The organism is Pontibacter fetidus (assembly GCF_010119545.1).
Taxonomy (GTDB): Bacteria; Bacteroidota; Bacteroidia; order Cytophagales; family Hymenobacteraceae; genus Pontibacter; species Pontibacter fetidus.
Genome location: NZ_JAAEAA010000011.1, coordinates 51394 through 71174, shown reverse-complemented (window position 1 = coordinate 71174; position 19781 = coordinate 51394). Strand labels below are relative to the sequence as shown.

18 protein-coding genes are annotated in these 19781 nt (G+C 47.9%); 12 read left to right on the top strand and 6 right to left on the bottom strand.

Features of this window, described 5'->3' with window-relative positions; translation table 11 throughout:
* Positions 1–128: 128 nt before the first annotated feature.
* Together GWO68_RS10025 and GWO68_RS10020 are read right to left on the bottom strand one after the other, a co-directional pair.
* The gene (locus GWO68_RS10025) at positions 129–692 is read right to left on the bottom strand and encodes an NUDIX hydrolase (protein WP_162346304.1); all 564 of its coding nucleotides are present in this window, start codon (positions 690–692) and stop codon (positions 129–131) included.
* Positions 693–774: 82 nt separating this feature from the next.
* The gene (locus GWO68_RS10020) at positions 775–1878 is read right to left on the bottom strand and encodes a glycosyltransferase family 4 protein (protein ID WP_235942012.1); all 1104 of its coding nucleotides are present in this window, start codon (positions 1876–1878) and stop codon (positions 775–777) included.
* Between the two features lie 438 nt (positions 1879–2316).
* Between GWO68_RS10020 and GWO68_RS10015 the strand changes: the two genes are divergently transcribed.
* The 5 genes from GWO68_RS10015 (at position 2317) to GWO68_RS09995 (ending at position 9006) form a co-directional block, all read left to right on the top strand.
* Entirely contained in the window at positions 2317–2916 is a 600-nt protein-coding gene (locus GWO68_RS10015; protein WP_162346303.1) for a GNAT family N-acetyltransferase, read from the top strand.
* A 38-nt stretch (positions 2917–2954) separates the two neighbouring features.
* Positions 2955–3551, top strand: a complete 597-nt coding sequence (locus GWO68_RS10010) for a histidine phosphatase family protein (RefSeq protein WP_235942011.1) — start codon at positions 2955–2957, stop codon at positions 3549–3551.
* A 126-nt stretch (positions 3552–3677) separates the two neighbouring features.
* The gene (locus GWO68_RS10005; protein ID WP_162346302.1) at positions 3678–6749 is read left to right on the top strand and encodes a SusC/RagA family TonB-linked outer membrane protein; all 3072 of its coding nucleotides are present in this window, start codon (positions 3678–3680) and stop codon (positions 6747–6749) included.
* Positions 6750–6772: 23 nt separating this feature from the next.
* Positions 6773–8134: a RagB/SusD family nutrient uptake outer membrane protein gene (locus GWO68_RS10000; protein WP_162346301.1), complete on the top strand. Its 1362-nt coding sequence runs from the start codon at positions 6773–6775 to the stop codon at positions 8132–8134.
* 164 nt (positions 8135–8298) lie between these two features.
* Positions 8299–9006, top strand: coding sequence for an energy transducer TonB (locus GWO68_RS09995; RefSeq protein ID WP_162346300.1), 708 nt, complete (start codon positions 8299–8301; stop codon positions 9004–9006).
* 82 nt (positions 9007–9088) lie between these two features.
* On the opposite strand, the gene surE is transcribed toward GWO68_RS09995, so the two are convergent.
* Positions 9089–9862, bottom strand: coding sequence for a 5'/3'-nucleotidase SurE (surE, locus tag GWO68_RS09990; RefSeq protein ID WP_162346299.1), 774 nt, complete (start codon positions 9860–9862; stop codon positions 9089–9091).
* A gap of 122 nt (positions 9863–9984) precedes the next feature.
* Here surE and GWO68_RS09985 point away from each other — a divergent pair, with 122 nt between their 5' ends.
* The 7 genes from GWO68_RS09985 (at position 9985) to GWO68_RS09955 (ending at position 15502) form a co-directional block, all read left to right on the top strand.
* On the top strand, positions 9985–10605 hold the full coding sequence (locus GWO68_RS09985; protein WP_162346298.1) for a mechanosensitive ion channel protein MscS: 621 nt from the start codon (positions 9985–9987) through the stop codon (positions 10603–10605).
* Positions 10606–10644: 39 nt separating this feature from the next.
* Entirely contained in the window at positions 10645–11085 is a 441-nt protein-coding gene (locus tag GWO68_RS09980; RefSeq protein ID WP_162346297.1) for a DoxX family protein, read from the top strand.
* Positions 11086–11530: 445 nt separating this feature from the next.
* Positions 11531–11695 carry a hypothetical protein gene (locus tag GWO68_RS09975; protein WP_162346296.1) on the top strand — a complete coding sequence of 55 codons (165 nt, stop codon included), beginning with the start codon at positions 11531–11533 and terminating at the stop codon, positions 11693–11695.
* Positions 11696–11766: 71 nt separating this feature from the next.
* A complete protein-coding gene (locus GWO68_RS09970) occupies positions 11767–13521 on the top strand; it encodes a M14 family metallopeptidase (protein WP_162346295.1) in 1755 nt (584 codons plus the stop codon).
* A gap of 223 nt (positions 13522–13744) precedes the next feature.
* Positions 13745–14377, top strand: a complete 633-nt coding sequence (locus GWO68_RS09965) for a nitroreductase family protein (protein ID WP_162346294.1) — start codon at positions 13745–13747, stop codon at positions 14375–14377.
* A gap of 156 nt (positions 14378–14533) precedes the next feature.
* The gene (locus tag GWO68_RS09960; protein WP_162346293.1) at positions 14534–15037 is read left to right on the top strand and encodes a hypothetical protein; all 504 of its coding nucleotides are present in this window, start codon (positions 14534–14536) and stop codon (positions 15035–15037) included.
* Between the two features lie 12 nt (positions 15038–15049).
* Positions 15050–15502 (top strand): DUF421 domain-containing protein, encoded by a 453-nt coding sequence (locus tag GWO68_RS09955; RefSeq protein ID WP_162346292.1) that lies wholly within the window; start codon positions 15050–15052, stop codon positions 15500–15502.
* A gap of 77 nt (positions 15503–15579) precedes the next feature.
* On the opposite strand, the gene GWO68_RS09950 is transcribed toward GWO68_RS09955, so the two are convergent.
* The 3 genes from GWO68_RS09950 to GWO68_RS09940 form a co-directional block, all read right to left on the bottom strand.
* The gene (locus GWO68_RS09950) at positions 15580–16896 is read right to left on the bottom strand and encodes a hypothetical protein (protein WP_235942010.1); all 1317 of its coding nucleotides are present in this window, start codon (positions 16894–16896) and stop codon (positions 15580–15582) included.
* 228 nt (positions 16897–17124) lie between these two features.
* On the bottom strand, positions 17125–17913 hold the full coding sequence (locus tag GWO68_RS09945; protein WP_162346291.1) for a PhzF family phenazine biosynthesis protein: 789 nt from the start codon (positions 17911–17913) through the stop codon (positions 17125–17127).
* A 102-nt stretch (positions 17914–18015) separates the two neighbouring features.
* The gene (locus GWO68_RS09940; protein ID WP_162346290.1) at positions 18016–19497 is read right to left on the bottom strand and encodes a S10 family peptidase; all 1482 of its coding nucleotides are present in this window, start codon (positions 19495–19497) and stop codon (positions 18016–18018) included.
* Positions 19498–19781: the final 284 nt, after the last annotated feature.

Below are 19781 nucleotides of genomic sequence, written 5' to 3'. Positions count from 1 at the left end.
CTTAGTTAAATCATGTATAGTCTTGAACTATAGAAATAAGATTTCTCACTTTGTTCGAAATGACAGAAAGAGGAAACTATAGAACATATAAGTTTCCTCGGCTAACGCTCGGGATGACAATGGAGAAATTATAAACCAAGCTTTTTAAGCGCTAACAAGCACAGGGCAACCGAACCCGACACATTTATCTCTCCGCGCATCACCATACTTTCCACTTCATGTAGCGGCACGTGCAGCACTTCTATACTTTCAGATTCGTCTAGGTCTTGGGTGGCGATGTGGCGGGCGTTACGGGCCAGGTAAAAATAGATTTTATTGGTGTCTTTGGTGGGGTTATCAATTACTTCCAGCACCAGTTCCATGTCATCAGAGGTATAGCCGGTTTCTTCCAGCATTTCGCGGCGGGCAGCTTCCAGTGCGTTAGTTTCATGGTCGTCTATCACGCCTCCCGGCAATTCAATAAACACATTTCCTGCGGCGTGCTTATACTGGCGCACAAAAATCACCTGGTTATCTGCAGTTACCGGAAAAGTAAGTACCACATCGGGGCGCACACTTACATAATAATCATCCAGCACTAAGCCGTTGGGCAGTTCTACTTCGTCGCGGCGCAGTTTATACCACTTTTCGTCCACCACCATTTCTGAGTTTAATACTTTCCAGGGTTGCGAGTTGTTAGGAGTTGCAGGCATAAGGTATTTTACGGATAACCGGATTGTAGCAGTTTGGCGGGCAAATTAACTAAAATCCGGCTATCCTGGTAAGCAGAGGGAATTAATAAACCGGTACTTCGTTACGTATAAGCTGGCTGTAAAGGAAAGAATAATCCTGGGCCATTTGCTCTGCGGTGTAGCCATGCGAGCGTTTTACGGCACGGCAGGCCATGATATTGCGGCAAAACTCATCTTCTATCAACCCAAGTATAGTATCGCGCACATCGTCGGCACTGTTTGGGTTGGTATATTTGGCAGCATTGCCCCATACTTCGGCCAAGCTTTCGGTTTTGCCAACTACCAGCGCACACCCCGACATGGCAGCCTCTAAAATAGACAGCCCGAACGGCTCGTAACGTGCTGGCAATGCAAAAATCGAAGCCCTTGAAAGCCAGTCGGCAATTTCGTTGTTGGTAAGCTTACCCAGGAAATGCACATTCTCCAGCTCTATCGTCTGGCCTGTTTCCGGATGGGTATTATCGCCGGCAATGTAAACCGGCCACGGCAGGTCGGCGGCAATATGGGCCAGTGTCGAGATATTTTTGCCTTCGTCCCAGATGCTGCCCATGCTAAAAACGAACGGCTCTTTTTTGCCAAATTTAAAATGCTTTTGCGCACGGCCGTTGTACACCACACTGCTTTGCTTAAATGGCCCGTATATGTCTGCGGCTTCATGCATAAGCGCCTGCGTGGTTGCCACTACTACATCACTCGATCTCAACCCTTTAGTTACCAGCTCTCTGTACCTGTTCCACTCCTTTGGGGCCTCGGCCTGGTTTACGGCACGCCACCACGACACAATGCACGAATGTATCACTACCACAACTGGTTTTGCCCACGGCAGGCTGGCATGCACCATGCCATTCAGGTGTATCAGGTCAGGCTGTATTTCGTCGCGGAGCTGTAACAGCCACTCACCTGCTTTATCTGTATCTTCTCCGGCGCTGTCAGTCCATTCAGGTCTATAGTTGCTTTCGTACACCGTCAGGTTGGGTATAGCGGCTGCATCGGCGCGTTGTTCCTCAGTTAGCGGTGCGCCAGTGGTTGCAAGCGCTACCGAGATGCCGGCCGGTGCCAGTGCCCGCGACAGTTCCAGCGAAAATACCCACACGCCACCAAGCGTATCAGCTGTCATCAGAATTTTAGAGAGTTGCTGTGTTTCCATAAATGTGTTTCCTGATTATAGTTTCCTGTCGCTGTTAACGAGATAGTAGTAAAGCTTAACTGCCTTAGACAGCAGCATGACTAAATCATTAACAACAGTGTTTTTCGTTTTATCCGGAGCCCATAAAAGCAAGTGCAGCCCCTTGTGCAGGTGGCGTATAAGCTTCTGAAGGCTGTTTGTTTATTATTAAGTAAGGCTTCTCCGGAAACTTGTGCCAAAGCAGGTGATGCGGATGACGTACCTGCCAGCATGCGCGATTAATTTCCGTGAACACTCTTACGGGTATCGTTCTGTTTCTGTTGGAGTTTGCGCCATTTTTATAAAATTTTATTTCGGGTGGCTGCTACCTGCCGCTGCTATAGTTATGGCCGGGCTGCTTGTGTAAGTAACTGCCTTGTTATAGCTTGCAAGCTATCGCTGTTTTTAAACGCCGCCACCATGAACTTTGAACAAGACCTGCACCTGCAAAACGGCCATGTACTGTTACGCCCGCTCCGCGAGCAAGACCTGGCAGCATTACAAACTATAGCTTTTGATGCAGATACATGGCGCTGGACTGTTACAAAAATTGCCTCGCAGCAAGACCTCGATAACTGGATGCAGGCAGCCCTTACCGACAGGCAAAAACAACAACGCTACACCTTTGTAATAGTAGATAAAGCCACCGGCAGGCTGGCCGGCAGCACGGCTTTGGGCAACATAGCTATAGTTGACAAACGACTGGAAATTGGCTGGACCTGGGTGGCTAACGATTTCAGAGGGACCGGCCTGAACCGCCAGTGCAAGTTTCTGTTGCTGCAATATGTTTTTGAGGTACTGGGTTTTGAACGCGTAGAGCTGAAAACAGATGTACTGAACCTACGCTCCCGCCAGGCCATGCGCAAAATAGGTGCTACCGAAGAAGGCACCTTGCGCAGCCATACCTTAATGCACGACGGCCGCCGCCGCGACACTATATACTATAGCATCCTGCGCCCGGAGTGGGAACATATCAAAAATTCAGTGTTTAAAGAACTGACAAGCGGCACACAACTATAGTTATACCGTATAGTTGGGCAGCAACAACCGGCTATACTTTGGAACACCGAATCCCGAACCGCATTTTTCTCATCAGGCATGCAAAGCCGCAGGTGGCAGGCAAAGGTATGTTCAGCGCTGCCGGCGCCCGCCAGTACATTTCTGATTACGATGCGGCCAACATAGAAGCATTTATACTTACCCACGAAGCTATCCCTTACAAGCAAATAACCAAAGTACACTGCAGCACACTGGTCCGGTCGCAGCTTACGGCCAAAGCTATTTTTGGAGAAAACGTACAGCTGGTTATCGATGCTAACTTCCGTGAATTTGAACGCAAAATATTCTCTCTCCCCTTTCTGCAGTTGCCTATAAAACTATGGTTACTTGGTGCCCGCCTACTCTGGTTTCTGGGGCTTAACAGCCGTGGCATCGAAACATTTAAACAAGCCCGCCAGCGTGCCCGCACTGCCGCCAAACAACTGGCCGAGGAAGCAAACCGCGAAACAATTGCTGTGCTGGTAGCGCATGGCCTGCTTAATTTTTTTATCCGGAGAGAGCTCAAACGGCTTGGCTGGCAGCAAACCATTAAAGAAGGCAGCGGCTTTATCAGTGTAAATGCATTTGAATATAACCCAGACGAAAGTAGCTCTTAAAAAAATCCAGTCATAATGTTAATATAATCCTGTACTGTACGTATAGCAGTATTACTATGCCCATACCTACCAATTTACATCGCCCTGAAAGACAATTACCTATGAGCAACCTAAACTTAATTACCCATGAAAAAACTTATACTAGTAATGATTATCTGCGTCTGCGTGGTTGCGGGCCACGCCTGGGCACAGGCTGTTGTCGTGACCGGCAAGGTTACTTCCGCATCTGATGGCACGGCGCTGCCCGGCGTAACCGTACTAGAACGGGGTACCACCAACGGCGCCACAACAGACAACGCTGGTAACTATAGTTTATCAGTGCCTGCTAATGCCGTGCTGCAGTTCCGGTTTGTTGGGATGGTTACCCAGGAAGTTCCGGTTAATGGCCGCTCAACTATAAATGTACAGCTCCGCTCCGATGAGCAGCAATTAGGCGAGGTGGTGGTAGTAGGTTATGGTACCCAGGAACGCCGCGAAGTAACCGGCGCTACTGCCAAAGTAACCTCCGAAGAACTGGAAAACCTGCCTGTGGTTGGTGTAGACCAGGCCTTGCAGGGCCGCGCAGCTGGTGTGCAGATCTCCCAGAACTCAGGTACGCCGGGCGGCGGTATCAGCGTGCGGGTACGGGGTTCTTCTTCTATTTCGGCAAGTAACCAGCCTTTGTATGTAGTAGATGGTGTGCCACTCACAACCGGCGACTATTCTCAGCTGGGTTACGGTGGCCAGTCTGTTAACGCCATCGCCGACCTTAACCCGAACGACATTGAATCTATTGACATTCTGAAAGATGCTTCTGCGGCGGCTATTTATGGTTCGAGGGCAGCAAATGGTGTGGTTTTGATCACGACCAAACGCGGTTCTTCCCGCAAAACTCAGATAAACCTGAATGCCTATACCGGTTTCCAGCGAATGTGGAAAGAGCCAAATTTCCTGAATGCTGATGAGTATAGCGAGATTATGCTGGAAGCCTATGTGAACGATGGTTACCTGGAACCCGGCTCTACTTTTGAGGACTGGCTGGACTGGTACTATGGCGGCGTAGACTTTACCCCAACCAAAACCGACTGGATAGACGAAGTAACCCGCTCGGCTCCTATCCAGAATTATGAGATATCCCTGAATGGCGGTGACCCTAAAACACGCTATTACCTGTCCGGCTCTTACTTCGACCAGGAAGGCATTGTTATCGGTAGCCGTTACCAGCGCTACTCTACCCGCCTTAACCTGGACCACGACGTGAACGACAAACTATCGTTAGGCACAAGTATACAGCTAAGTCGCTCCGACAACAACCGTATTGTTAGTGATAACACACTTTACGGACCATTTGCCAACGCGCTGGCAGCTTCCCCTATTTTCCCGGTGTATTATGAGAACGGCGAGTATACCCGGCCCAACTACTTTTACACAAACCCGATAGCGGAAGGTACCGAGAACGACGACGAAACACAGAACATGCGGGGCATAGGTAACCTGTTTGCTAATTATGAATTTGTGCCCGGCTTGCAATGGCAGGTAAAAGGCGGTATGGATGTGCTGAACATTGATGAAAGACGCTATACTGCAACCAACTACCCAGGGTCTTTTGCTATACCTACAGAGGGATCTGCCACCAATGCTACCACTACAGTTACTAAACGTCTACTGGAAACAACGCTATCTTTCAATAAGCTTTTAAGCGAAGATCATAATATTTCCACAGTAATCGGGGCTTCTAATGAGCAGAACAGAATAAAGGCTTCTTTTGTAACAGGTCTTGGTTTCCCGGATGAGCGTTTCCGTTTCGTAGGCAGTGCTGTTCGGGTAAATGCGGGCTCTAACACATTGGTCGACAATGGCCTGGTTTCCTTCTTTGGTAGGGCCAATTACTCTTTTAAAGACAGATATTTATTAGGTATTAACTTCCGTGCCGATGGTTCATCGCGTTTTTCAGAAAATAACCGGTATGGCTACTTCCCATCTATATCGGTAGGCTGGAGGCTGATAGAAGAAAGCTTTATGTCTGATATAAATGCGCTGAGCGAACTAAAACTGAGGGCATCTTATGGTATTACCGGTAACCAGGAAATCGGAAACGATGCTTTCCGGGGACTTGTAGTGGCAGGCGCCAGTTACATAGACAGGCCAGGTATAGCTTTATCCCAGATTCCGAACCCGGACCTGAAGTGGGAAGAAACGCAACAGTTAAACATTGGTGCAGATGTCGGCTTTTTGAGTAACCGCGTTAACCTTGCTCTCGATTATTATATCAAAAAAACAACCGACCTGCTGTTTAACCGGCCTATACCAACACAAACCGGTTTCGCGAGCTATGCCTCTAACATCGGTTCTGTGGAGAACAAAGGCTTTGAACTGGCACTCAGCACTATAAACTTTGATGGCTCCGGCGGCGACTTTAACTGGACATCTGATTTCAACATCTCTTTTAACCGGAACAAAGTAACAGAACTATACCAGGGACAGGATATTTTCTATGGTTTTGGGGGTAACTCGCTGGTGCTGCGCGAAGGGGAGCCGATCGGTACCTTTTATGGTTTTATCACGGATGGGGTGTATAGTTCTATCGGCGATATTCCGGACTCCAGGCAAGCGCAGGGCGCCCAGCCCGGTGACGTAAACTTCCGCGACATTAACAACGACGGCATTATTACAGACGAAGACCTGACCATAATAGGCGATGCCCAGCCTGATTTTGTAGGGGGTTTCACAAACGTGTTCCGTTACAAAGGCTTCGACCTGAACATATTCCTGCAGTTCTCGAAAGGCAACGAGATTGCTAACCCAGCCCACCAGTACCAGCAGCACCTGGGCAACGATTTCCTGGATGATAACATGCTGGATTTAGTTCTGAACCGCTGGAGACAGGAAGGAGATGTAACAGACGTGCCAAGAGCCACTGTAGATGACCCGAATGATAACAACCGGAGCAACTCCTCCAGGTTTATTTACGATGGTTCTTACCTGCGCTTTAAAAACGTAATGCTAGGCTATAATCTGGCAAGTGAATTAACGCAACGCTTTAGTGTAAGAAGCCTGCGGGTGTATGTACAGGCACAGAACCTGTTCACTTTTACCGATTATCCTGGCTTTGACCCTGAAGTGAACTTTGCCGGAACATCCAATACAACCCTGGGAGTTGACTTTTACACGTTCCCGCAGGCACGCACGATTACATTTGGTATTAACCTCGGGCTTTAACCAGAACTTAACTTAGCATCACCATGAAAAGATATTCATACTTATTAATGCTATTTCTTGGCCTGAGCATGTTCTCGGGCTGCGAAGACACACTTGACATTGACCCGACCACCGGGGTTGACATTGAAGAGGCCATTACTGATGAGGTAAGCCTGAACAGAGCTGCCTTGGGTACCTATAGTGCCCTGCAGGATTTTGATTACTATGGCCTCCGCTACCTCCTGTACCAGGATGTATATGCCGATAATATGCAGCACCGCGGTACCTTTACTACAGACGTTGAAGTATCGACCCGCGACATAAAGGCATCGAACCTGCAGCTTGCCAGTACCTGGGCGGGTATTTACACCACTATAAACCGGGCGAACATTGTTATAAGAGGGGCCGAGCAACTGGATAACATTGAAGAGGAAACCCGGAACCGTTACATTGCCGAAATGCGCTTTATCAGGGCACTGGCACACTTCGATTTGTTGCGGGTTTTTGGCGGAGTTCCGGTAATTACATCTCCTACCACCACCATCCCCGAAATACAAAACGTAGCAAGGTCATCAGAGGCGGAGGTATATAATGCCGTAATTGCAGACCTGCTTTTTGCAGAAGAAAACCTTGGAAATGCGATCAGTAATGCCCCGTACCGTGCTTCGTCGCTGGCTGCCACAGCCTTGCTGGCACGTGTATACCTGCAGCAAGGCAACAATGCCGCCGCCGAAGCAAGTGCCAATACTGTTATAGAAAGCGGTCAATTTGAACTGCTTGAGAACTTTAGCGACCTGTGGGTGAGGGAAGGCAATGCCGAATCGATCTTTGAACTGAACTTTACTCCTTACGATGCCAACGGGTTGGGCAGTGCATCAGACCCACGTACAGGTGGTCAGAAGTTTTACCTGCGTCAGGCATTTTTCGATGAGTTTGCCGCCTCAGCAGCCGAGGGCGATTTACGTTTTGAGCAAACTACCCGTTTTGAGGGCAACCGCAACCGCCTGCTGAAGTACGAAGATGTATCTGAAAATGCCGACAACGTACCTATCATACGCTTAGCTGAAATGTACCTGATCCGAGCAGAAGCACGTGCCCGTCAGGGAGCTGCACTAGCTCCCGCCGATCCGCAGGTGATAAGTGATATAAACATGATCAGAAGACGCGCTGGTTTAACTCCTGTAGTAGTACTGACCAATGCACAGGCTTTGCAAGAGATACTGGAACAGCGCCGTTTTGAGTTTGTAGGCGAAGGCATGCGCTTTATGGACCTGAAACGCTACAACCTAACCTGCGAACGACTGGGTTTCTGCGAAGCTGACGGCGAGGATTTCCGTAACCTTTGGCCAATACCACTGCAGCAGATAGAAGTAAACCCGGAACTAGATCAAAATCCTGGTTATTGATACCTATAGTTAGTGCAACTATAGTTGTGTTTTAAATTAAAAAAGGCTCCTGGGTGTAGGAGCCTTTTTGTTTTCTTATCTATGTAGTATAACGGCAGATTATTAATGTTTAGTATTACCTATTATAGTTTTATATTGCAGTACACCAACCTATAGTTTTATTTATGAGACAAACTTACACCCTTCTGTTCTCTCTCAGCCTGCTTTTATACATCCCTGGTAAAGCATTTTGCCAGAACAATGCAGCAGCTACACCTCAGAAAACCATTTATGAATATGTAGAAAAGATGCCAAGCTACAATGGTGGCCAGGAGGCGATGCTAAAGTACCTTTCAGGTAGTATACCCTACACCAATACGCAGGTACAAGGCATGGTAGTGGTTAGTTTTGTAGTTGATACCAACGGAAGTGTAAACCAGGTAAAAGTGCTGAAAGGCCTTGATCCAAAACTGGATTCGGTTTGTGTGCAGTCGGTAAGAAATATGAGCGGACAATGGACGCCGGGTATCAATAATGGCAAACCAGTTCCTGTTCGCTATACATTGCCGGTTAAGTTTAATAACAGTGGTTCGGGGTCAGCTACACCTAAAGATGCAATGCCGGAGTTTATAGGAGGCCGTAAAGCGTTTGAGAAATTTATGTACCAGAAAGTTAAGTACCCACGCGGCGCTAAAAAACACGGTACGGTTTACGTCTCTTTCATTATAAACGAGGATGGCTCCCTTTCTGATTACAAACTTAAAAACCACCTTGAGCCTATACTTGATGAAGAAGCGCTAAAGTTGGCAAAACTGACGGAGGGCAAATGGATGCCAACGGAAAAGGATGGTAAAAAAGTAAAAGTACAATACACCATGCCTGTCGTGTTCTAACCTAACTATAGTTTATACTGCATAACAGAAACGCCCCGGCTATAGTTGGCCGGGGCGTTTCTGTTCTAAACAACTGCAAACCTTAAAAATCCCATTCATTCAGCATCGAGATGGCGTGGTAGGCGGTCATATCAAACTGGCAGGGAACCACCGATACATAGTTATTTACGATTGCCCACTCATCCGTATCCTCCCCTTTATCATAGTTCACAAAGCTGCCCGTCATCCAGAAATAGCGGCGGTTACGTGGGTCCAGGCGCTCATCAAACTCTTCCTGCCATTTGGCGTGTGCCTGGCGGCAAACTTTAATTCCTTTTATAGTTTCTTCACTCTTCTTCGGGAAGTTTACATTCAGGGCGGTATGTTCTGGTATCTGGTGTTTCAGCGCCTGCCGGATGATCTCCTCTACAAAAGGCCGGGTATGCGAAAAATCAGCTTCGTGGCCATAGTCGCAAAGCGAGAAACCAATGGCGGGCAAACCTTCAATAGCTGCCTCAATAGCCGCCGACATAGTACCCGAATACAGTACGCTTATACTTGAATTGGAACCATGGTTTATGCCACTTACAACTAGGTCGGGCTTGCGTTCTTTCAGTACATGGTGCTTGGCCAGTTTTACGCAGTCGGCCGGCGTGCCCGAGCACTCGTAGGCTTCAATGCCCAGGTCGTCGAAAGCGATAGACTTGTCGAGGCGCAGGGTGTTGCCTATAGTTATGGCGTGGCCCATACCCGATTGTGGCCCGTCTGGTGCTACCACTACCACCTCCCCTATTTGCATGGCTACTTCTACTAAGGTGCGTATGCCCGGGGCTGTTATGCCGTCGTCGTTCGATATGAGGATGAGAGGTTTAGCCATTTTAATAATTTTTAGTTGAGGTATAATAAAATAAACGAATTTCTTTTTCGTGCTAATATACAACAACCTGATGCAGCCCATCAAGGTTTAAGAATATTTTAATACAACTATAAAGCAAGACGATGTTACTCAAAAATATATTTTACGCAATACTGCTGGGGGTGGGCATGGCCGCCTGCCTCTCGCAGAACGAAAAGCAGAAAGAGGGTGAAACGGCCGCATCCGTGATAGAAGAAGCTGTAACTGAAACCCCTGCTCAACCAACAGCACCCTCACCCGAGCAATTGCAAATAGGCCCTGATCGTGTCGGTTTTGTAACGATTGGCCAGGATATTAAGCAAATGCGCCAAAACATTCCGTCCGGATTTTCTATTACCGACACTACGCTGCAACAGGAAGGCATGCAATCAACGGCCTACATCATTCGCCCTGAACAACAGGCAAAAGGCTTTTTAGTAGAGCAGCAATGCGATACTGACTGTAAGGTATGGCGGCTTAAGGTTACATCAGAAGAGTACAAAACTCCGAAAGGCATACATGTGGGCGCTACCTATGCCCAGGCGCAGCAAGCACACCCAATAAACACCGTAACCCTGGCCGATGGCGGTTTGGTTGCTGTGGCCAAAGAAGGCGGGATTACGTTTGTATTGAACGCCGAACAAGTGCCCGCCGCACAGCGCGGGAGGCTAACACCTACTACCGTTCCGGCTGATACGCGGGTAAAGGCCATACTTATATATTAGCCGTTTGTAATATTTGCGGCAAATTTGTATTATTGCTGCATGGCTATTTTCCGCTCCCGATATAAGTATAAAGACTTAGGATTGCTGATACTGCGCTTTGGCATAGGTCTTATGTTCGTGCTACATGGCTGGCCCAAACTAACGGGCGGTCCTGAAAAATGGGAACAGATTGGTACAACTATGCAACTGCTGGGTATCGATTTTGCACCGGTTTTCTGGGGTTTTATGGCCGGCTTTGCCGAAGTAGTTGGCGGTGCCCTCATAATGCTGGGCTTCTTTTTCCGGATCTCCTGTGGCCTTTTGGTAATTACCATGCTGGTTGCCAGCATGCGCCACATGACAGCCGGCGATGGTTTCGCCGGATATTCGCATGCCCTGGAAGCAGCCATTTTATTCCTGTCGCTGATGTTTATAGGCCCGGGCAAGTATAGTTTAGATAAAGTTATTTTCCCGTCTAAAAAAGACCGCAGAATTTACTAATTCATCTTTTCCAGCTCTTTATTGCTGCTTCTCTAGATCACGAATTTACTGACCTGTAACGTCTGAAGGCCCTACGCTCGTCTTTGCTATAGTTTCCCATTTGTCATCCTGAGCATTCTTGAGACGAGAGTCGAAAAGAGCCAGCGTAGTTGTGAGAAATTTGGATAGTATAGTTTAAGTATACCTTCCCGAGCGTCATTCCGAGCGTTAGCCGAGGAATCTTAAGTGTCCAATAGTTAGAGTATTCCCTTTCCGAGCCAAGCCTTTCTTTCAAACTACTTTTATTCCTGTGAGCTTTATTTAACTATAGTTTTATAGTTCACTTGGCTCGCTCCAAGCCCGCGAGGGCTCGTCTTTGGGCATCGCGCTGCTGCCTTCTTGCTATCCTCGTTCCTCGGATTGGCTACGCCAACGCAACAAGTCAAAGGCGCTCAACCCAAAGACTGTGATCTTTCCACTATTTACCTGCAACTATAGTTTGTTCTTACTCGCTTCGAAATTGAGCGTGGCTATAGTTTCGTGGGACAGCCTGCGCCTGCCTGTTCGTGGTTTGCATGTCCTTTGTTGTCAACTAATCAAAGACCATACTTCAGATGCGATCAAACTATAGTTACTTCCATGGATTTCTACTCTGAAAAAGCTTAAATTACCGCATCAATACTTGCTAACTACACACAACCTATGCTCACCACACTTCTTTTAGCTGCCCTGCTCACTACAGGCGCACCCGATAAAAAACCGGACCTGAAGACGCCCTATGAAAAAGGAAACGGCAACGTAACCGCCACTTACGACCAGGCCATCGACTGGTACAAAACCTTCGATAAAGCATACGACGAAGTAAAGATGGTGCCTTACGGCTACACCGACTCCGGCCGTTTGCTGCACTTGGTCATCGTTTCTACAGACAAGGATTTTGACCCGGCCTCTATCAAACAGAAAAACAAGCGCGTACTGCTAATCCAGAATGGCATACACCCAGGCGAGCCGGAAGGAATTGACGCCACCATGATGCTGGCACGCGACTACCTGCAGGATAAAAGCAAGCGCAAGCAGCTGGATAACGTGGTGCTGGCCATTATTCCGGTTTATAACATTGGCGGCGCCCTTAACCGCAACAGCCATACCCGCACCAACCAGAACGGTCCGGAAGAATATGGTTTCCGGGGCAATGCCCGCAACCTGGACCTTAACCGCGACTACATTAAAACCGATTCGCGCAACGCCAAACTGTTCCACCTCATTTTCCGCGACTGGGACCCGGATGTGTTTATGGATAACCACACTTCCAACGGCGCCGACTACCAGCACGTGATGACGCTGATCGCTACGCAGCACAACAAACTGAACCCGACGCTGGCTGAGTACCTGAACAAGAAAATGGTGCCAACGCTTTACACCCAGATGAAGCAGGACAAGTTTCCGATGGTGCCGTACATGAACCACGCAGGCGATACGCCCGACGAAGGAATTATCGGGTTTATGGAGTCGCCACGCTATGCTACCGGGTATACAGCTTTGTATAACACCATTGGTTTTGTGCCGGAAACCCACATGCTGAAGCCCTTTGACCAGCGCGTAAAAGCAACCTACAAGCTGATGGAGAACATGATCGAAACGGTGCACCGCGATGCAGATGAGATCGGGAAACTGCGCGCCAAAGCCAAACAGGAAACCCTGCAGCAACAGCAATATCCGCTAAACTGGCAGCTCGACACCACAAAAGTTGACAAGATTCCGTTCCTGGGCTATGCGGCTAAGTATAAACCAAGCGACGTGAGCGGCCTGGAACGCCTGTACTACGACCGCAAAGCGCCTTACAGCAAGAATATAAACTACTACAACACCTTTACCCCGACAACTATAGTTGAGAAACCGGTAGCGTATATTATACCTTTTGCCTGGCACGAAGTAATTGACCGCCTGAAAACCAACAAGGTAGACATGCAGCAGCTTACCCGCGACACAACTATAACCGTTGACACGTACTACATTGCCGACTACAAAACCAGTCCGCGCGCGTACGAAGGCCACTACCTGCACACCGATGTAAAAGTGGAGAAACGAACCATGCAGCGCCAGTTCCTGAAGGGTGATTACGTGGTGTACCTGAACCAGGAAGCCAACCGCTTTTTAGTGGAGACCCTGGAACCACAGGCCGTAGATTCTTACTTTGCCTGGAATTTCTTCGACTCTATGCTGATGCAGAAAGAGTACTTCTCGAGTTATGTGTTTGAAGACCTGGCTGCCGAGTACCTGAAGAAGGACCCGGAGCTGCGCGAAAAACTGGAAGACCGCCGAAAAGCTGACCTGGAGTTCGCTAAGAATGCCCGCGCACAGCTCGATTTTGTGTACCGCAACACGCCGCATTACGAGTTTACGCACAACATGTACCCGATAGGCCGCCTGATGCAAAACGTAAAACTTCCGCTATAAACTATAGCAACCAACTATAAAAAACAGCTGCCGGTGGGCAGCTGTTTTTGTTTTATACTAGCCTGCTGAATCAGAAGTATTTACACAGGTTTTAATATCCTTTTATAAACTTCTCCCTCCCACTCCGGTTATAGTTAAAATTCTTTTTTTAGGAACCAAAACATGGAATCTCAGCGTTCTTACCTATATTGCATGTACATACATTAAATTTACTTACATATAAATGACACTTATTAATCATTTGAACTGGCGTTATGCCACCAAGCGCATGACCGGAGAGCAGGTACCGCAGGAGAAGATAGACTACATCCTGGAAGCAACCCGCTTATCTGCCTCCTCTATGGGCTTACAGCCATACACCGTGCTGGTTGTAGAAGACAAGGAACTACGCACACAGATACAGAAAGTAGCTTATAACCAGCCTCAGATCGTGGAGGCATCGCACCTGTTGATTTTTGCCGCCTGGGATAAGGTAACCGAAGCCGATGTAGACGCTTATATGCAGAATATTGCCGAGGTACGCCAGATACCGGTAGAATCGCTTGCTGATTTTAAGGGTAGCCTGATGAACTCTGTGGTGAACCGCACGCAGGAGCAGCAGTATGAGTGGGCAGCCCGCCAAACCTATATTGCCCTGGGCACTGCCCTGGCTGCCGCTGCCGAGCAGGGTGTGGACGCCACGCCGATGGAAGGCTTTGCCCCGGATGCGCTGGATGAACTACTGAACCTGAAAGAAAAAGGACTGCGCAGTGTAACGCTGATGCCGATCGGTTACCGTAATACTGAAGCTGATTTCCTGGCGACTGCCAAAAAAGTACGCCGCGAAAAAGAACAACTTTTTGTGAAGCTGGCCTAAGTACCAACAACTTTTTTATAGTTTAAAAAGCTACCCTCATGGGTGGCTTTTTTGCTTTTAACCGTAGGCCGACCTGTTTATAGTTTGATATCTGAACAACTAAAACATCCTTCTATCACTTCCTTCGTTTAACGGCATAGTACAAAAGCAGACAACATGAATAAGCACAACGGAGAACTGGAGATAGATGAGGATGCCCCGTTCGAAAAAAGATTCTGGACAGTGCAGCGCATTGGCTGGTTAATTATGTTGTTGGTAATACTGGCGGCTATGTTTGGTTTTACAGGTCGTGGCGGGTTGTCAGGCATCAACAAGATCAAAAAAGCTTCTCAATCCCAATCCCTTGTACTGGAGTATGACAGGTTTCAGCGTTACCAGGTATCAGATAAGCTGACGGTTAAACTGCAACAGCTGCAAACAACAGCTCCGACGATCACTTTTAGCAAAGTTTTTTACGAAAAAATCAGGGTAGAGCAGGTGGTACCGCAGCCGGAAAAGGTTGAAATAAACGCAAACGAGATTACATATACCTTCAGCATCAGCCAACCGAGCGGTGATGTTATTTTCTACACAAAACCCATGCACGCAGGCTCTCTGGAAGTAATGGTTAAAGGGCCAAACAACGAGCGTGTACCTATATCAATGTTTGTTTACCCTTAGCCTGTTTTAACAATGGATACTATATTCAGAGGTGCTATCATTTATATTTTTCTGCTTATCATTTTCAGGATAAGTGGCAAAAGAACCTTATACGACGCTACACTTTTTGATTTTGTGTTGCTGCTTATTATAGCGGAGACAACACAGCAGGCGCTTTTAGGAGACGACTTTTCTATCGTTAACGGTCTGTTGCTTATCATTACCCTGATATTCATGGATATTTGCTTGTCGCTGATAAAACAGAAATTTAAGTCCTTCGGGAAAGTGGTAGATGGCACATCGCTTATACTGCTTGATAATGGAAAACTGCTAACCGAACGCATGAAAAAGGAACGTGTGGACGAAGGCGATATATTGGAATCGGCCAGGGCGCTGCATGGGCTGGAACACCTGAGTCAGATAAAGTATGCCATTCTGGAAAAGGACGGAAAAATCACCATCATTCCGAAGGAAAAAGCCAGCTAAACTATAGCTACCGGTTACAACTATAGCACAAACTAAAAAGCCACCTGTAACGGTGGCTTTTTAGTTTGTGCTGCAATCTATTTCAGCATAGAGGCGGTGTTTGGGTTCGAGAGCAGTTCGCCGAACAATTTCCAACGCTTGTCGGGATTATTGTCGGTGCCGCCGTTACGCTCGATGTAGTGGCGTACCAGTTGCTGGCCCAGGTTATAGTTGATGACGTAGCTGCGGTATTTATCCATAAAACGGGTGCGTTGCAGGGCTTTGTCTGGGGCATACAGGTTATATTTTACCAGCATATCAGCTGCTTGTTCACGGGTAATTTCACCATTCAGGTAAAGCCTGGCCGCTTCGTTTCCGGCAAAATCCAGCTGGCCGATCAAATCAAGTACTGCATAATAGCGGTCGGCTTCAGCAGCATTCAAACCTGCCAGCGGAAACAGCACTTCTTTCTCAAATTGTATTCTTTCCTGCGCCGGGAAAGCCACATCAATGCCATAGTTGGCGCTGCCTTCGGCTATCAGGCTTTGCGGCGAAAACAGTGGATAGATCGAGTATTCTTTCCAGCCCTTTTTATCAACTAAGTTCTGCTCCAGCAACACATTGAAGACGTGATGGCCCGGGTAGCCTTCGTGTGCGGCCAGGTCTATGGCGCGCTCAATATAGATCGGAAAATCGGTATTGATCTGGATTAAACTATAGCCTTTACCTTTGTAGTAGTTATACCCCGACCAGGCCTTATCGGTCACGAATTCTAATTTAAAATTTTCATGTACCGGCAGTTTATAGTGCGCTTTGGTACGGTTGCGTGTTTCGGCAATGGCGGCTTTAAAAACGGTATCCAGCTTCGTTTTCGGTATTTCAAACTTAGCTCGGTACGCATCCCAACGCGCAGCTATAGTTCCTTTACCGGGCAGTTGCCTATCTATGGCTGTCAGGATAGAGTCGAAGTGGGCAAGTTCGTATTGCGGGGGCTCGGCATCGTACAACAGCCTGGCTTCCTCATCAAAACTATAGTTCTTGCCCTGCATCATCTGTACTTTGGTAATAGCTGCGATGATCTGCTTTTTAAACATAGCCAGCCGGCGCTTTTCGTCAGTAGCAAGGTTGGCTGTATCCTGAGCCTGCAGTTGTGCCTGTATAGCTTTAAACTCCGCTAAAAATTCATCGGCTGGCAGCGAGTCAGAAGGTTCGCCGGTTGGTTTCCATTCTTCGGGGCCATAGTAGGCGTCCACTATATCGCTGTCGTACTGGCCTAATTTAAGCAAAGCTTTTACGTAGCGCTCGGCCAGTTGATCCATTGTAGCTACGTTTGCGGTCTCGGTTTTGGTAGATGTGCAGGCCCAGCAGGCAGTAAAGAGTACTACAAACAGCAATGCTTTTTTCAGAGTTTGCATATAAGGTGAGCTATAGTTGTATAAGGCAAGTTATGGTTGTTAGGGCAGGAAAGAAAAATTCTGATTTGGATTTAGACTTAGCTGCAAAATCTGTCTGCCAGGCGTCGAAAAGCTTCTGCAAAAGAAGACCTCACAGTGTTCACAGAACCTGTGAGTGTCTGCTACAAAAGGCTTCTGCTACGTAGCGAGACTCTCACAGGAGCTTCGCACGCTGTGAGGTCTTTCAGTTTATAGTTCTATTTCGCCAGTTAAATACGTAACCGCTTTGCCTGTGATCTTCACACGGTCGCCAAGGTCCTCGCAGGTTAAATTGCCCTGCCGTTTGGATAGTTGTCTGGCTGTAAGCACCTGTTTGTTCAGGCGTTTGCTCCAGTAGGGCGTAAGCGTAGTGTGGGCCGAGCCTGTTACCGGATCTTCCACGATGCCTACCTGCGGACAGAAAAACCGCGACACAAAATCCACGTCCTTACCCGGCGCCGAAACTATAACACCACGCGCTTCCACCGAATTTACCAGGTTGGTATCCGGGTTAAAGCCAGCCACATCGTCTTCCGAACTATAGATCAGCAGGTAATCAGTTTTGCCTTTGTAGGTTTCCTGCGGTGCTTTACCGAATGCTTGTACCAGGGCCTCAGGAGTCTCAGCTGCTTCATACACATCTGTCGGAAAATCAAGGGTCAGTAAGTCCCCGTTCCGTTGCACCCGCAGCAAACCACTGCGCGCCGAGTTCAGGTTTATAGTTTCGGATGGGTGGCTATAGTAGTTGAACAGCACATACGCCGCTGCTAGGGTGGCATGTCCGCACAGGTCTACTTCTACGGTCGGGGTAAACCAGCGTATTTCATAATCATCGCCGGCTCTTACTACAAAGGCGGTTTCGGCCAGGTTGTTCTCTGCACCGATGTTCTGCATGGTTGCATCATCGAGCCACGCATCCAGTACGCACACTGCCGCCGGGTTGCCGCCAAATACTTTATCTGTAAAAGCGTCTATCTGGTATAGTTTTATCTTTGCCAAGGTTGGTTAATGAGTAATGAATAGTTAGTAATGATTAATTGTCCTGATTTTTGAGTTATTTACTTAATAAGAGTTCGACAAACTATAGTTACATGTTACCTGCTAATACTTTGCCGGTTGGCCAGCTTTTGGCAGTGATTTCTTGATGAACTCGCGCAGGTCGTCGTTGCTTTTTACCAGGTCTTCTTTGCGCAGGTACATCATGTGTCCGCTTCGGTAGCCTTTCCAGTCCAGGCGGTTTTTCAGTTTGCCGCTTGGGTCTAATTGCCACATGCTGTATTTGGAGTTAAAGTAATCGGTAGCGCCATCGTAATAACCGGCCTGGAACAACACGTGCAGGTACGGATTCTGGGCCATGGCCTGTCGCAGGTTTTCGCCTGTGCGGTCGTTGCTGCGGTTCCAGGGGTGTACCGGTCCGAACATGTTATACTTCAGGTCAGTTTTGTATTTCAGTTCGTCGCGCAGGTACATGTTTATAGCTGGGGTAAAAGCGTGCAGCCAGGCAGTTAGTTCGGCGTTAAAGTCTGGGCGGTCGCCGGCATCCTGTCGGTCTATGCCTTTGTAGCGCGAGTCGAGGCGGCCAACAGTGTAGCCCTCGCCGCGTAGCAGTTCTTTCCAGAAAAAGTTGGTAGGCACATCCAGGTTATAGTTCAGAATACTTTGTTCGGTGATGCCGGCATAGCGGGCCATTTTAGAAGCGATCTCTTTTTTACGCGTATCTTCTATAAAGCCACCCTGCACTATAGCCGGAATCAGCTGGTTGGTAGTAAAAGCTTCTACTTCAGGTAGTAATACATCCAGGTCCTTTTGCTGCAGGTCTTGTGGCAGTTTTTTATGATACCAGGCAGTTGCCGCAAAGTATGGCAGGCGCAAAGCTGCATCAACCGGGCCGCTGCGCTCAATCCCTAAATCCGTAGGCGATACCAGGATCACCCCGTTCAGGTACATCCAGTGAGAGTTCTGTAGTTCCAGTGCCAGGCCCGAAACGCGCGTTGTTCCGTAGCTCTCCCCTATCAGGTATTTAGGTGATGCCCAGCGGCCTTTGCGCGTTACAAACGTGTTTATCCATTCGGCTAGGTATTTCAAATCGGCATTTACCCCGAAGAACTTCTCCTTCATTTTATCTTTATCCACGCCCTCGGCCATGCGCGAGTAACCTGTATTTACCGGATTTACATACACAATATCCGCCACATCCAAAATCGATTCCGGGTTTTCGCGGTAGCCGTATGGTTGCACCGGGTAGCCTTCGTCATCAATATTTAGCAAACGCGGGCCGGTGTAGGCAATGTGCATCCACACCGAAGCTGAGCCAGGACCGCCGTTAAACGAAATGACCAGCGGGCGGGTGGCGCGGTCTTTTATATCCGAGCGTTCATAATAGGTGTAAAACAGGCCAGCAATCGTTTTGCCGTTCTCGTCCCAGACAGGCTGCATACCGGTAGTGGCATTATAAGCAATGCGTTTCCCTTTTATAGTTACCTGTTGTTTAGTGGTAACCGCCGAGTCGGGGTTGGCGGCACGCTGGGCCATAGTTGGTACTATAACTGCTGTTAACAGCAGCAGGAGTAAAAGTTTTTTCATGGTAAGCTTACAAAGGTGAATGCAAAAAAAGCCTGCAACCAGCAGGTTAAGCAAACAATATAGTAAAAACACTTTAGACTTGCCTGCTACTGCAAACCGGGAGGCTAAAACTCATCCTTTTTTATAAAGGATACACCCGATCAGGTCCGGGTGATCATGCACCATGTCTTCTTTGTTTGCTTTCCTCTGAAATAAACTATAGATGAGAACACTCAAAAACAGCACACCAACTATAAAACAAAAAACCTATATTTGTTTAGCCTGCAACCGGGCTTTCACTAAAA